The following is a 13684-nucleotide window of genomic DNA, read 5'->3' as shown; positions in this document are numbered from 1 at the left end:
TTCGCTCGCGGGAGGAGTGGTTCGGAGACAGTCGTCACATGCTTTGCTGCTTGACGCGCTTGCACGGGCAGCCGCCGACATCCTGAGCTTCGGTTTTGGCTCCGTGATCCACCTTTTGCTCGCCTTGCGATGCTGCTTGTGCCCGTGCCGCCGCACAAGCACCGCAACACCCGCCATCGGGCATACAGCCTCCGCCCGCGGCTTTGGATTGCTCGCCCGCGCCACTGTTGTTCGCTGCGGGCTCTTCCGCAAAAGCGGGGAAGGCAATCAAACTGCACCATAGCAAGCCGACAATCGCAAACTTTTTCACGGGACCTCCTTTGCGTGTGTCGCCACGGTAACCCGCGGATCCAACGCACGCAACCGAGGACTCAAGTGGATGCCAGCGGTAATTAACCAGCCGACGAGCGCCCTTCACGGGACGAGAAAGCCCAGCCGCCTACCATGCGGAGAGTGGCAACCCACTGTGGCCGCCGTCATTGGGCACCGAGCACGTGCGGCTTGCCAGCCGCGGGTTCGAGCCCGCTTGCGTTGTGCCCTCGTTCACGACAAGGGTGGCGATCGGCATGAAGACGGCAGTTGGATTGTTGTTGGTATGGGTGACTGCACTCGCGTGGGGATGCGGGGATGATGGCGAACTCGCCGCAGGAACCAGTGTGCGGACGCGAGTGTCAGCAGACCACGTGGAGGTGTGGTCGCCGCTGGTGGGGGTGAGTGTACAGCGCCAGCCCTTCGGCTTACATTTCCAAGCTCGCGACTCGGGCCGTACGCTGACGAACACGAGCGCCGAGCGCGGGCTCTTTTACCGTCGCGCGGTAGGCGAAGTCCACCTAATCGCGGTCCGCGAGGTCGAAGATGCTCCTAGCGGGGTGCGCTTGACCGTAACGACAAGCGAAGGTGAGGAGGCGGTGGTGAGCGTCTCTTTTCTCACGCCGCGCACCGTACAACTTGATTTCGAACCTCCGCGGGCAGGGGATACCGTATCGATCGGGGCGAGCTGGCACAGTCCGGAAGACGAGCGCATTTACGGTCTCACCGAGCGCCTGCGCGATTCGCCCGTGTTGTTCCCTGGCGTGGCGGATGTTCCGGCGGAAGACGTCCGGCCGGTCGAAGCGGGCTCGCTCAATCGCCGCGGGGAAATGGTCGAGATGTTCATTCGCCCCACGATCGCACTATATGCTCCTTTTTATCAAAGCTCGCGCGGTTACGGTCTTAGCGTGGCCGGCACCATGCCGGGTCTGTACGACATCGCGGCGAACAAGCCCGACACGGTGGAGTTCGCGTTCGAGACCGGCACCCGTCCGGAAAACCAACGCCTGCGGCTGTTTCTGTTTTACGGCCCGGATTTTCCGATGATTCTCGACGAGTACACGCGCTTGACCGGGCGGCCGTTCGTTCCCCCGCCGTGGGCGTTCCTGCACTGGCGTTGGCGCGGTGAGCTTCCGGTGGGTCCGCCGGGAACGATCGACGGGGTGGCGGTCAACGCGCTGGTTGCGGAAGATGTGAACATGTACGACCAGCTCGGCATTCCCGCCGGGGTGTACCTACTCGACCGTCCCGTGCTGCAAGGCAACTTCGGCTTTGCCCGCTTTGCGTGGGACGGAGAGCGTTTGCCGAACGTGCGCTTCATGCTCGACGCGCTGAGGCGCCGGGGATACCGCTTGATTACCTGGAGTGCCGCGTGGGTGTGCGGCAGCGAGCCGGGCGACAACGGCTTCGAGGCTCAGCAGTTAGGGTTCATCGCGCCGATGCGTCGCACGGGAGCGCCGTTTTGCGACGATGTGCGCGGCCGCAGCTTCATTCTCGATGTCACCAACCCCGCCGCTCGTGAGTGGTTCCAGCAGCGCCTCGCCCGGTTTCTGCGCGAGGAAGGGATCGATGGCATCAAGCTCGATCGCGGCGAAGAGCACATTCCTTCGGAACGGGACGACATTTGGGCTGACGGGCGCACCGGGCGCGAAGTGCATAATGACTATGTGATTTTGCAAACCCGCATGCACCGCGCGGCGTTGGACGCGGCCCGTCCCAACGGCGACTACGTGTTGATCACGCGCTCGGGGTACACCGGCTCGCAAGCCGATTCGATCGTGTGGGCAGGCGACACAGCCGGGAGCGAGGACTTTGGCAGCGGCCGCGGCACCGACCTCGGCTTGCGCAGCGTGATCATCGGCCAACAACGTGCCGCTTTCATCGGTTTTCCCATCTGGGGGTCAGACACCGGCGGCTACTACCCATTCAAACAACGCGACGTGTTTGCACGTTGGATTCAATTCAGCACCTTCTCCGGCATCATGGAAATCGGCGGCGTGGGTCCGAACGCTCCGTGGGATATGCCGACGGAACCACGCTACGACCCCGAGATGATCGACATCTATCGCCGCTACACCCGGATCCGCCACGCGTTGCAACCCTATATCGTGGCCGCCGCACGCGCCGCCAGCCGCGGGCTGCCGATTGTGCGCCCAATGGTGTTTTTCGACCCGCACGACGAGGAACTCGCCGACCGCTGGGATCAGTACTTGTTCGGGCCCGACCTCATGGTGGCACCGGTGTGGCGCAACGGTCAGCGCGAACGCACTGTGTATTTCCCACGCGGCCGATGGCGGAACTTTTGGGACGCCAACCAAGTGTACGAAGGCCCTGCCTCGGTAACTTTCCCGGTGCCGCTCGACACCATCTTGGTGTTCTTGCGCGACGGCGCACAACACCCGTTGCTGCAGGCTGGCGCGACCTTCTGACTGCGGAGCCGGCACGGGCAGTTTGGCAACGAGTGGCCAATGGCGCACCGTAGGGGCGACGCACGCGTCGTCCCTACGATTGCGTTGGAGCAGCGTAGCAAAATGCAAGGCGCGCGGGGCATCGGTCGCGACACGATCGCCGATCTACGTGTTCCCCGTTCCCCATTCGGCGGGCCACACACACGGGGCGCCGCGGGTGCGGCGCCGCCGCCAAGTGGATGGAAATAAAAATTGTAGGGACAGGCCTTGTGCTTGCTCGTGGGGGTATCAGCCGTGGAGCAGGGAGCGGCGGCGTAGTGGAGGGCAACGAGGATTGCATTTGCGCCCGTACACTGTGGCGGGCTAGGGAACCGAACCATGGAATTTGCCCTCGAGCGCGAGTGGGACGTAGCAATCGCGGCGGCGCAAGCTGCGGGCGAGGTCGTGCGCTTTTACTACCGGCGCAAAGTTACGGTCCGCTACAAAGAGGCTGGCAAGCACAATCCCGTATCCGAAGCCGACCTCGAGGCCAATCGGGTGATCGAGAGCCACGTGCGCGCGAGTTTTCCGGACGATGGCTGGCTTTCTGAAGAAACGCGGGACTCCTCGGAGCGTTTGCACAAGCGGCGGGTGTGGATTGTCGACCCTCTCGATGGCTCCCGAGAATTTCTAGAGCACATTCCCGAGTTCGTTGTTTGTGTGGCGCTAGCGATCGACGGCCAACCGGTGCTCGGTGTCGAGTACAATCCCATTCGTGAGGAGCTGTTTGCCGGCGCCGTCGGTCAGGGCGCTTTTCTCGGCGGCGAACGCGTGTACGTATCGTCGACGGCCACCTTGGCGGAAGCACGCTTCTTGGCCAGCCGGAGCGAAGACCGGCGAGGCGAGTGGGACGAGTTCAAGAACGAGGTCCGTGTGGAGCTTACGGGTAGCGTGGCATACAAGCTCGCTTTGATTGCGGCAGGCAAGGCCGACGCCACGTTTAGCCTCACACCGAAGAACGAATGGGACATTTGCGCCGGCGCCGCTCTGATTGCGGCTGCTGGGGGGCGAATGACCAACCGCTTCGGCGCGCCGCTCCGCTTCAACCAAAAACAAACCCGTCTCCCCGGAATTATTGCCACCAACGGCGTGTTGCACGAAGCCGTGCTCGATCTCCTCGCACGGCACGGCAAACTCGCAGCGCACTCCCACGAGTGAACTCCCGTTGCGACAGCAACGCGGTGCGCTGCGGCTTCCTCTCGCGGATGCCCACCGCCCCCGCAACTTTCTTTCGGGGAATTGGCAACTTCGATGGTCTTCATCGAACAATGCAATTGGCGAACAGCGGGGAACGAACGGTAAGTATTTCGCCACAAAATTGAAGTTTCCAAGGAGGTCGAACCGATGCTCACTGTTGGCGATCGTTTTCCCAGTTTTCGCCTTAAAGCGGTCGTGAGCCGCGAACCGGGCCGGGAGTTCGCGGAGCTCACCGAGCAAAGCTTTCCTGGCAAGTGGCTCGTGGTGTTTTTCTGGCCCATGGATTTTACCTTCGTGTGTCCCACGGAAATTGCCGAATTCGGTCGGCGCGAGGCTGAGTTCCGCGCGCGCAATGCGCAAGTGCTCGGTGCTTCGACGGACACCCATTACGTCCACCTGGCTTGGCGCAATCAGCACCCGGAGTTGCGCGATCTTCCTTTTCCCATGCTGGCGGACACCAAGCGCGAACTCAGCACCGCGCTCGGCATCCTGCACAAGGAGGAAGGCGTCGCCTTGCGCGCGACGTTCATCGTCGACCCCGAGGGTGTGATTCGCTTCGTGACGGTGAACGACTTGGCCACGGGCCGCAACGTGGATGAGGTGCTGCGTGTGCTCGCCGCGCTGCAAACCAACGAGCTCACCCCGTGCAACTGGCGGCCGGGGGAACCGACGCTGAAAGCGGCCTGAGGCTTGCCGGCTAGCAACCTCTGCGATCCTCTGGCAATAACGAAGTCGCGAGTCCCCCGGCTTAAGGGGGTGGCTCGCGACTTTGCTCGGAACGGAGGGGAAGACATGGCCGCTATGTTCTCGCGTCGAGCAGTGCTCAAACTCGGGGTAGCGACTGCGGCAACCGTTTGGGTCCGCCAGGTATCCGCCGAACAGGCGCCGATTGCTCTGCCACCGTTGCCTTGGGAGGAAAACGCCCTGGCACCCACGATTTCTGCACAAACGATTTCGTTCCATTACGGGAAGCACCACCGCGCGTACGTGGAAAACTTGAACAAGCTAATTGCCGGCACTGAACTTGCCGACCTTGGGTTGGAGCGCATCGTGCAACAAACGGCAGGAAAACCCGACAAAGTGGCCATCTTCAACAATGCGGCGCAAGCGTGGAACCATACGTTTTACTGGCGTAGCCTCAGCCCCAAAGGCGGGGGCAAGCCGAGCGGCAAGCTGTTCGAGCACCTCGAAAAAGACTTCGGTGGGTTCGACAACTTCCGCAGCAAATTTGCACAAGCGGCCATCGGTCAGTTCGGCAGTGGCTGGGCTTGGCTGGTGAAAACTGGCGATCGCCTCGAGGTGATCGCCACGGCCAACGCCGATACGCCGATCACCATGGGCAAGCGGCCGTTGCTCACCATCGACGTGTGGGAGCACGCGTATTATCTGGACTACCAGAACCGCCGCGCCGATTACGTGAACGCGGTGATCGATAAACTCCTCAACTGGGAATTCGCCGCGCAGCAATACGCCGCTGCCTGACCGGGAAGATTCGGGCGGGGCTGCAACGATCGCGCTCGCTGGTGCTTGGAGGCAGCGTCAAAGCTGCAAGTGGCGGCGCCACCAAGAGCGCAGTTGTTCCCACAACGACCGCGGCTCTGGAGAGAGATCGTAGGTGGTTTCCACGCGGTACACTCGCTGACCGCGCCGCACCACCCAGGCGACCGTGTTCGAACGGGGAAACTCCGGACCCCACAGAACCGCGTCGAAGGAAAACACGCTCTCGCCGTCCAGCACGGCCACCATCCGGTTTTTCCAAGTGGCCTCCCAAGCCAAGTGACGCCCGTCAGGCGTAAACCGCGGTCGCCACGCTTCCTCCCAGGCGAAGGGAAATGGCCGACCATCGATGAAGTAACGCCATCGGTTGCGCTCGACGTCCTCTGCCGCAGCGTAAGCGAGGCGCTTGCCTTCCGGCGAGAACGCCAAGCCCCACACCGCGTAGTATGGGCCCCAGCGAGTGCCGTCGACCACGACGTCGAGCGAAACGTCCGGACTTACCGGCTGGGCGCGCCAGCAAGGGTACGCCACGCGGCTGCCATCGTCGGAGAGGAGAGGCGGGCCTTTTTCCCAGTAGTGCTCGCACACGACGTTCGCCGGCTGGCCGCCGCGGGTCACGCGCCATTGTGTTTCTTGCCCGGGCACCTTGTCCCACCAAGCGATTTGCGGTGCCTGATCGGCGGTGGTGAGCGAACCCGCCAAAATCGTCGGCGCCGTACGAAATTGGTCGAAGCCGACGGCAAACTCTCCTTCCAAGCTGAGCACGTGAGCGAACGACGCTAACCGCTGGTCGTTGCGGTAAACCGCCCAACCGTCGGTGTCGTACAGCAGGGCGACGAGGCTGCCATCGGTCAGGTAAAGCAGGCGAAATTGCCGCAACCCCGGCGGCACGCTGGAAAGCCGCATTGCCGGAGAGGCTTTCTCGGCGGGCGGCGGGCTGAGCAGGCGACGCTCCTCGCCATCGACCATGAGGGCATGCCGGCCGTCGTTGCGCTCAGCCACGAACGCTACGTGTGCACCATCTTGGCTCACGGTGGGCACCGACACGTCGCGGTAAGTTCCCACCAAGTGCCCGTTAGAAATCACGCCCACCACGGGCGCGGCGCCCTCGCCTGTGGATTCCTGCTTCAGCCCGCATACGGTGACCCAGCGCTTGCCATTACGGCTCAGCAGGAAGAGATTCGGCCGCAGGCAAGCGGTATCGAAGCGACGGCCGTTTTCCACAATCACGAGTTTTTCTGCCCCCTGGCTGCGATCGATTGCCCAGTACAGGCGCGTGTGCGTTTCCCGGAGCAGCAACGGGTTCCCGACTTCGTCGAACTCAGGGTCCACTCCCCCACGAAACACTACGCGCTGCCCCGCGGTGGTCCGATCCACGTAAGCATAGCTCTCGCCATCCGAACCAATGGCCAAACTCGTCCGCCGCGCGCTTGCCGGCAAACGCAGGAGCTCGCGCGCAACGGTGTCCTTGTACGCGGGGCGGGCCGCCTCACGAGTGCCGCAGGCGGCACAGCCGACAACGAGTGCCAGCACCACGCTCGTCGTGGCGACCGCAAGCCATCCGCGAAAGGCCATCCGGACGAGGGCAGAAACGCAGCCAGAAGGGGAGTGAGGAGCATTCGTCACGAGGGCAGCAACGTACAGTGGAGGTTGGCGGCGGTGCAAGCGCCACCACCGTAGGCGTTGGGCGCTCGTCATTCCGGTGTGTACCGAATGAGCACGCGCCGGCCGTCACGGAAGCCGTTGCGAAAACTCTCCTCGTGCCGAGACCAGTCGGCACCGTACTTTTGGGCGAACACCTCGAGCATTTTGGCCACGGTGTCCGGCTCGTTGACAATGGCGCCCTTGGCGTAAAAGGTAGGGCCATCGATCTTGCCGACGGCAATCTTGGCGCGCGGACGCCCCCAGCGAATTCGCTTTGCGCGCCACGATTGCGGGCGGGTGCCCACGTACACAGCGCCTTTGTGGTAAAGAAACCAAATTTCGGCCGGTCGGCTCCAGGAGCCATCCTTGCGCTGGCTGGAGATGTATACGTACTTGCTCGCCTCCAGCGCTTTGACGATCTCGGGTTGCAGCGCCGTTGCATGGCCTGCCCAGGCGCTGAGCAGCACGCAGAACACAGGCAACAGCACCCACTCGCGCAACATTCTCCGCATAACGTCCTCCATTGCTGGTATCCTGTCACCTTTCGCTCGCGGAGCTCAACAGTCAGCTCGTCGCCCGAATTGTTTCCGTAACTGCTCCCGGTAGGGGCGGCTGAGCGGCAACACATTGACTGCCCCGGTGAGGTCGTTGACGTCGACGTACACTTCCGTTTCGTACACTTCGGCCACGTTCTTGTACGTGATGACCTCGGCCGGTGTACCCGCGCAGAACACGGTGCCGCGGTGCAAGAGGAAAACCCGGTCGCAATACAGGGCGGCGAGGTTGAGATCGTGGAGCACCGTGACCACAGCTCGTCCCTCGGCGGCGAGGTCGCGCAGCAAGTCGTAGATGGCGACAACGTGATGCAAATCGAGAAAGGCGCCCGGCTCGTCCAAAAGCAAGATGGGCGTATCTTGCGCTAATGCGCGGGCGAGAACCACGCGCTGGCGCTCTCCCCCGCTGAGCTCTTGCACCATGCGGCTCGCCAAGTGCGCCACCTCCACACGATCCATCGCTGCACGCGCGAGGGCAATGTCGGCAGGCGACTCGAACCCATAGCCGCGCAAGTGCGCAGCCCGACCCATCAACACGAGCTCCATCACGGTGAAGGGAAAATCGACATGGGTTTCCTGCGGCACGACGGCAATGTGCCTGGCGATTTCCTTGGCGGAGTAAGAGGCGAGGTTTCGACCCCACAACGTCACCGTGCCACGCTGTGGCCGAAGCCACCCGCTCAGCAAGCGGAGCAAGGTGGATTTCCCGGAGCCATTAGGCCCCAAAATGCCCACCACCTCGCCACGCCTAATCGCAAGACGGATATCCCGGAGCACCACGGTGTGCCGCCGGTATGCAAACTCGATCGAGTCAGCCGCAAGCGATGGCGCGCCAGCCTGGGGGTCCATGATCGCACCTCTACTTCGCACCGCAAATGCTGGCTGCAAGGCGTAAGAACGCGGTTGACCTGCACGAGCCTTTTGGCCATCGTGCCGCCCAATGATGTGGCGGCAGACGATGGTGGCACTGCTTTGTGGCTTCGTGTGGACGGCGGTTGTGGCTGCTTGGCCGGGTGCGCTTTGGGCCGAGCCGTACATTGCGGTTCGCGAAGGGATGCGGTGCAGTGCGTGTCACACCAACGTAACCGGTGGCGGCAAGCGCACCGACCTTGTGGCGACGCATGCGAAAGATTTGCTGCACTACCCGGATTTCCTCGGGCCGTTTTCGCGCCCGCTCGAATACTTCACCGGAGAGATCAATCCCTACGTGGCGCTCGGTGGAGACTTGCGCACGAGCGCAAGCCTGATTTTTCAGGCGCTCGGCGCTACTGGCCGAGTGCGCAACGATCAGGTCTTTCGCGGCCGGCTCGATCAAACCCGCCTGGACACGACCCAAGCCACGCTCTACGGCGAACTCCGCCTCATTCCCGACCGCGTGATCCTTTACGTCGACCAGAGATTTCAGCCCACAGTGGACAATCGTGAGGCCTTTGCCTTGCTCAAAGGATTTCTTCCGTGGCAGGGCTTCCTCAAGGTGGGCCGCATGTATTTGCCTTACGGGTTGCAGTTGCAGGATGACGAAGCGTTCATCCGCGGCGGACGCACCCGCGGTTCGAGCTCGGCGAACACCGGGTTTAGCTTCAATTTGCAGGAGCCGGGTCTTTTAGTGGGCTTCGAGCCAGGGAAGTGGTCGTTGTTGTTCGCGGTGACCGACGGTAGCGCCGGCGACCGCGACGTGCGCACGGTGGGAACGGTGTATGCCGTTTACGACGAGGTGCCGATTCTCCGCACGCTGATGATCGGCGGATCGGCCTCGCGTGTGGCCCCGGCAAGTGGCGAAACGCTCGTGTTCGGCGTGTTCGCAGGCACGAACTTGGGTCCTGTAACCCTGCTCGGAGAAGCGGATTTCCGCAGCGACAAAGGCACCGCCACCCTGGGCCGGCGGGTCGGCCAGTTCATGGCATACGGCGAGGCCGACTACTTGCTGTTTGGCTGGCTCAACGTGAAAGCGGCCATCGATTACTCGGACAGCGATGGTCGGCTGACCCGCACCGTGGGCGGCACTACGGTGCTCGACACCGCTGACGATGCGGAACACCGCATCAGTTTTGGCTTGGAGCCGTTTTTGAACCGCTTTGTGCAGCCGCGGCTTTTCTATCGCATCAACAACGGCATTCGCTCCGACCCCACCCACAACCAAAACGTGCTCCTGCTGGAAGCCCACGTGTTCTTTTGATCTGCGGACCTGTACGCACAACCGGCAGGGCGCAGGGCACAACGTTCCCGCGGAGCGCCTAACGACGAGCCCACCGCTGCTCAGCTTGCTCGCTTCGGGGCGAGCAGTTATCGGCAAGCGCATGGCGCAAAAGAAGCTGCTGTTCAGAGTTGTCTTCCACAGCCAAGGGCGCATTTACGAGGTGTACGCGAAACAGGTGAGCCAATCTTCGCTCTTTGGGTTTATCGAGGTGGAAGGGCTCGTCTTTGGTGCGAAGTCGAACGTGGTGGTCGATCCGTCCGAAGAAGCCCTGCAGCGCGAGTTCGAGGGGGCGGAGCGAACGTACATCCCCATTCACTCGGTGCTGCGGATCGACGCGGTGGAAAAGCGCGGGCAGGCAAAAGTGTACACGATGGCAGAGGGTGGTGCGAAGGTCACTCCGCTGCCCACGCCGATTTACACGCCGGTCAAACGCGACTCATGAGCGCGACCGGCTGCCGAGTCAGGAGACGACGAGGCCGGCGTCGACAGAAAGCACGGCGCCATTGACGTAGCGGGCTTCATCCGAAGCGAGATATGCCACCGCCGCAGCCACAGCCTCCGGTGGTGCTTTTTCGTCCACGAGTTTTAGCCGGGTGATCAAGTCGATCTCCGCGCCCGCGGGCGGGCGAAAGCCGGCCAAAAACGGCGTATCGATGCCACCAGGGCATACGCAGTTTACGCGCACGCCGCGGCGCGCAAATTCGACGGCCAGCGCCTTGGTCAGTTGTACAACGCCGCCTTTCGAAGCGCAGTAAGCAGCACTGTATGCCTGCCCAATCAAACCTGCGGAAGACGCCATGTTGACAATGGCGCCGCGCCGGTCGAGCAACGCGGGCAGGGCCGCTTGGCACATAAAGAAGGTTCCCGAGAGATTCACCGCCAGCGTGCGCTGCCAATCTTCCTCGCTGACTTCCAGCGTGTGTTGGAAGCGTCCGACCCCAGCGATGTTGGCAAGCACATCGATGGCACCGAAGCGATCGAGGCAAGACTGCACGCTGCGGCGTACCGCTGCCGGTTGGCTTACGTCGCACCACTCCCCGTGGGCTTCGCCGCCGCGCTCGCGCACCGACGCTAGGGTTTCGGCCAAACCAACTTCGTTGACATCGGTGCAGAACACACGCGCCCCTTCGGCTGCCAGACGCTCGGCAGTGGCGCGACCGATTCCCGAGGCGGCCCCGGTAATCAACGCGACCTTGTCGACAAAACGGCCCATAGAAGCCTCCTTCTTTCGTTTGCCCGCGTGGCGGAAAGTGGCAGTGCTGTCAACCCGCCCTCCAAAGCGCCGGCGATCTTGTCTGCGCTGGTGCCCGGGCGGCGCGCGCGTGCTCGCTTCCGAGCCGCACCTGCGCTACACGGCGGGCCATGGCCGAAAAACGCAAAGCAGATATTCACGAGTACCGGCGCCGTTTTCAGTCGTTCGAACGCTTACCTGCTGAAGGTGTGCCGCGGCCGGATGTGCTCGCCATCTTGCGGGAGATGAAGGACCTCGAGGAGGCGCGCTGGAAGGCTGGGTATGCCTCCGGAGCCGTGTATCACGGGGCCGACGAGCATGTGGACTTTCTCAACCAAGCGTACGCGTTGCACTCGCAGTCGAACCCCTTGCATGTCGACCTGTGGCCGAGCGCCATCAAGTTCGAATCGGAAATTGTCTCCATGGTGGCGCACATGTTGGGCGCAGGCAGCCCAGGCACGGAGCCAGGAAGCGCGGGCGAGATCGTGGGCACGGTAACCTCCGGGGGCACGGAAAGCATCTTGCTCGCGATGAAGACCTACCGCGATTACTTCCGCGACAAGAAGGGCATTACCGAGCCGGAAATCGTGGTGCCGACCACGGCACACGCTGCGTTCGACAAGGCCGGGCAGTACTTCGGCATCAAAGTGAACCACGTGCCCATAGGCCCTGACTGGCGTGCCGATGTGCAGGCGATGGAGGCGGCGATTACAGAAAACACCATCGCTCTCGTGGGTTCCGCGCCCCCGTTTCCGCATGGGATTGTCGACCCGATCGCGGAGCTGTCGGAAATCGCTCGCCAGCGAGGCATCGGGTTCCATACCGATGCGTGTTTAGGCGGCTTCGTGTTGCCTTGGGCGGAAAAACTAGGATACTCTGTGCCGCCTTTCGACTTTCGCTTGCCTGGGGTGACCTCCATTTCGGTGGATACCCACAAGTTCGGCTATGCCGCCAAGGGCACCTCGGTGATCCTGTATCGCGGTCGCGAGCTGCGCCGCTATCAATACTTTACTGCTACGGATTGGCCGGGCGGCTTGTATTGTTCGCCCACCTTTGCGGGCAGTCGCCCGGGTGGCCTCAGCGCCGCGTGTTGGGCGGCGCTGGTGGCGTTCGGCGAGAAAGGGTATTTGGAGGCGACGCGCCGCATTTTGGCGACGGCAGAAAAAATTAAGCGGGGCATTGCCGAGATTCCGGAGCTGTACGTGCTCGGCGATCCACTGTTTGTCATCGCTTTCGCCGCGCGCGACATCGACATTTACAAGGTTCTCGATGCCATGACGGACCGCGGCTGGAGTCTGAACGGGCTACAGCGTCCGGCAAGCTTGCACATCTGCGTGACCTTACGCCACACTGAACCTGGCGTGGCGGAGCGATTCCTTGACGATCTCCGCGCTTCGGTCGAATTCGTCAAGGCGCACCCAGATGTCGCCGGTGGCCAAGCGCCGATTTACGGCATGGCGAACACCTTGCCCGATCGGACTTTCCTGGCCGAGGCCATGAAGGATTACATGGACGGCTGGTACCAGCTCCGTTAGCCCCGTACCGGAGCGGATTTCCCGACTCCATCACACCCTGGCAACGGCGTCTGACACCTAAAGCGTGAGCCGCCGGTCGATCACGCGATTGGCTCGGCGCAATTCAAAAGATTGGGGAGTGGTAATCCGACCCTCGTGGGGTTTCCCGCGGACACGCCTGAAAGTCGACGGGCAGCGAGCGCCTTTCGCGGAAGCTGAAACCGGCCGGCGAGCCGATGTGCACTGCCAACTTTCGGTCACGCGCACCGCATTCACGACCGCGCTGCCCCACGCGAAGGGAGGCATCCGCGCGTACAGCCCTCGACGGGCGAGAGCGGGCGGGGCGAAAAGGCCGGGGGAGAGGTTACCCCGCCTCCGCTGCGCGCGCGAACTTGAGAAACCAAGAAGCCACCACTGTCGAGAATGGTGGGTTGATCGACGAACCGCACCCCACACTAGGGCGGCCCCATAGTCGCCTAATGCGGGCGCCGGGTGTGCGTGACGGAGTGTGCGCGTTCCGGCACCCGAGAAGCAAGAAACTGGGTTGTGGGAGCATCCGAGGATGTCTCTCAGTGGGTCGCCAGCAGCGGCAGACCACATGTTATTCGTCGGGCCCGCAGCGTTCCCGGATGAGCGTGAGACCAATGATGGGAAGTACTCGGGGTTACCTCAAACTTCTCGCTGTAGACCGTGACCGCCCCCGCGACTGCTCCGCCATTCGCTGCTGGCATGCAACGCTGGCTCTCGCGACCTGCCCTGCAAGCGGCGTCGCTCACCACAATCAGCAATCAGCAAAAATGCCCGCATCGAGGGGGTGTAAAAATGGGGGTGGGGACGACCTGTGGCCGTCGCCCCCACCCCCAGACAATCCCCCCTACCACAGCACCCAGGGGGCGTGGTGGATGATGGCGGAGGGCCGCACCCGCATCGGCGAGGCCGGGCTGATGAGCGCTCCGTGCAACACCGCGTAGCGCCGCACCGTGGCTGTGCCCCGCGAGAACACCGTGCCGTGTACCTTGGCATTCGGCCGCAGCTCCGCCGTGCCACCCACCAGGATCAGCACCCGTTCCGCCGGCGACCCGTTCGGCCCCACA

13 protein-coding genes are annotated in these 13684 nt (G+C 62.9%); 7 read left to right on the top strand and 6 right to left on the bottom strand.

Translation table 11 applies throughout. The features are described from left to right. Positions 1–34 precede the first annotated feature (34 nt). On the bottom strand, positions 35–310 hold the full coding sequence (locus tag N3C12_00630; GenBank protein ID MCX8070943.1) for a hypothetical protein: 276 nt from the start codon (positions 308–310) through the stop codon (positions 35–37). 256 nt (positions 311–566) lie between these two features. On the opposite strand from N3C12_00630, the gene N3C12_00625 reads away from it, so the two are divergent. The 4 genes from N3C12_00625 to N3C12_00610 all read left to right on the top strand — a co-directional run bounded on the left by N3C12_00625 (position 567) and on the right by N3C12_00610 (position 5435). Then, positions 567–2738 carry a hypothetical protein gene (locus N3C12_00625; protein ID MCX8070942.1) on the top strand — a complete coding sequence of 724 codons (2172 nt, stop codon included), beginning with the start codon at positions 567–569 and terminating at the stop codon, positions 2736–2738. Between the two features lie 357 nt (positions 2739–3095). Continuing rightward, a complete protein-coding gene (locus N3C12_00620) occupies positions 3096–3914 on the top strand; it encodes a 3'(2'),5'-bisphosphate nucleotidase CysQ (GenBank protein MCX8070941.1) in 819 nt (272 codons plus the stop codon). 186 nt (positions 3915–4100) lie between these two features. Continuing rightward, positions 4101–4640 carry a peroxiredoxin gene (locus tag N3C12_00615; GenBank protein ID MCX8070940.1) on the top strand — a complete coding sequence of 180 codons (540 nt, stop codon included), beginning with the start codon at positions 4101–4103 and terminating at the stop codon, positions 4638–4640. Positions 4641–4745: 105 nt separating this feature from the next. Then, a complete protein-coding gene (locus N3C12_00610) occupies positions 4746–5435 on the top strand; it encodes a superoxide dismutase (GenBank protein ID MCX8070939.1) in 690 nt (229 codons plus the stop codon). Between the two features lie 57 nt (positions 5436–5492). On the opposite strand, the gene N3C12_00605 is transcribed toward N3C12_00610, so the two are convergent. From N3C12_00605 to N3C12_00595, 3 genes are read right to left on the bottom strand one after another with little or no spacing between them, the layout of a single operon-like run. After that, entirely contained in the window at positions 5493–7148 is a 1656-nt protein-coding gene (locus N3C12_00605; protein ID MCX8070938.1) for a hypothetical protein, read from the bottom strand. Then, positions 7145–7606 carry a hypothetical protein gene (locus N3C12_00600; GenBank protein MCX8070937.1) on the bottom strand — a complete coding sequence of 154 codons (462 nt, stop codon included), beginning with the start codon at positions 7604–7606 and terminating at the stop codon, positions 7145–7147. The genes N3C12_00605 and N3C12_00600 overlap by 4 nt, the downstream gene beginning before the upstream one ends. A gap of 45 nt (positions 7607–7651) precedes the next feature. Then, positions 7652–8497 carry a heme ABC transporter ATP-binding protein gene (locus tag N3C12_00595; GenBank protein MCX8070936.1) on the bottom strand — a complete coding sequence of 282 codons (846 nt, stop codon included), beginning with the start codon at positions 8495–8497 and terminating at the stop codon, positions 7652–7654. 91 nt (positions 8498–8588) lie between these two features. On the opposite strand from N3C12_00595, the gene N3C12_00590 reads away from it, so the two are divergent. Both N3C12_00590 and N3C12_00585 read left to right on the top strand, forming a co-directional pair. Next, complete coding sequence (locus tag N3C12_00590; GenBank protein MCX8070935.1) at positions 8589–9824, top strand: hypothetical protein; 1236 nt, start codon at positions 8589–8591, stop codon at positions 9822–9824. Positions 9825–9945: 121 nt separating this feature from the next. After that, positions 9946–10287: a DUF1820 family protein gene (locus tag N3C12_00585; GenBank protein MCX8070934.1), complete on the top strand. Its 342-nt coding sequence runs from the start codon at positions 9946–9948 to the stop codon at positions 10285–10287. A gap of 18 nt (positions 10288–10305) precedes the next feature. On the opposite strand, the gene N3C12_00580 is transcribed toward N3C12_00585, so the two are convergent. Beyond that, positions 10306–11058, bottom strand: a complete 753-nt coding sequence (locus N3C12_00580; protein ID MCX8070933.1) for an SDR family oxidoreductase — start codon at positions 11056–11058, stop codon at positions 10306–10308. Positions 11059–11207: 149 nt separating this feature from the next. Between N3C12_00580 and N3C12_00575 the strand changes: the two genes are divergently transcribed. After that, positions 11208–12611: an aminotransferase class V-fold PLP-dependent enzyme gene (locus tag N3C12_00575; GenBank protein ID MCX8070932.1), complete on the top strand. Its 1404-nt coding sequence runs from the start codon at positions 11208–11210 to the stop codon at positions 12609–12611. Positions 12612–13464: 853 nt separating this feature from the next. On the opposite strand, the gene N3C12_00570 is transcribed toward N3C12_00575, so the two are convergent. After that, positions 13465–13684 (bottom strand): hypothetical protein (locus N3C12_00570; protein MCX8070931.1); only part of this gene is annotated, 220 nt, incomplete at its 5' end.

Source organism: Candidatus Binatia bacterium, from assembly GCA_026415395.1.
Lineage (GTDB): Bacteria > Desulfobacterota > Binatia > HRBIN30 > HRBIN30 > HRBIN30.
Note: the sequence above shows the minus strand (reverse complement) of the source record. Positions and strands in the feature narration are given on the sequence as shown.

What these genes read in the sequence shown, in the direction of transcription:
- N3C12_00605 (MCX8070938.1), bottom strand. Translation starts at nt 7,148, where the DNA reads ATGACGAGCGCCCAACGCCTACGGTGGTGGCGCTTGCACCGCCGCCAA.
- N3C12_00620 (MCX8070941.1), top strand. Translation starts at nt 3,096, where the DNA reads ATGGAATTTGCCCTCGAGCGCGAGTGGGACGTAGCAATCGCGGCGGCG.
- N3C12_00585 (MCX8070934.1), top strand. Translation starts at nt 9,946, where the DNA reads ATGGCGCAAAAGAAGCTGCTGTTCAGAGTTGTCTTCCACAGCCAAGGG.
- N3C12_00575 (MCX8070932.1), top strand. Translation starts at nt 11,208, where the DNA reads ATGGCCGAAAAACGCAAAGCAGATATTCACGAGTACCGGCGCCGTTTT.
- N3C12_00580 (MCX8070933.1), bottom strand. Translation starts at nt 11,058, where the DNA reads ATGGGCCGTTTTGTCGACAAGGTCGCGTTGATTACCGGGGCCGCCTCG.
- N3C12_00600 (MCX8070937.1), bottom strand. Translation starts at nt 7,606, where the DNA reads ATGCGGAGAATGTTGCGCGAGTGGGTGCTGTTGCCTGTGTTCTGCGTG.
- N3C12_00595 (MCX8070936.1), bottom strand. Translation starts at nt 8,497, where the DNA reads ATGGACCCCCAGGCTGGCGCGCCATCGCTTGCGGCTGACTCGATCGAG.
- N3C12_00625 (MCX8070942.1), top strand. Translation starts at nt 567, where the DNA reads ATGAAGACGGCAGTTGGATTGTTGTTGGTATGGGTGACTGCACTCGCG.
- N3C12_00615 (MCX8070940.1), top strand. Translation starts at nt 4,101, where the DNA reads ATGCTCACTGTTGGCGATCGTTTTCCCAGTTTTCGCCTTAAAGCGGTC.
- N3C12_00610 (MCX8070939.1), top strand. Translation starts at nt 4,746, where the DNA reads ATGGCCGCTATGTTCTCGCGTCGAGCAGTGCTCAAACTCGGGGTAGCG.
- N3C12_00590 (MCX8070935.1), top strand. Translation starts at nt 8,589, where the DNA reads ATGATGTGGCGGCAGACGATGGTGGCACTGCTTTGTGGCTTCGTGTGG.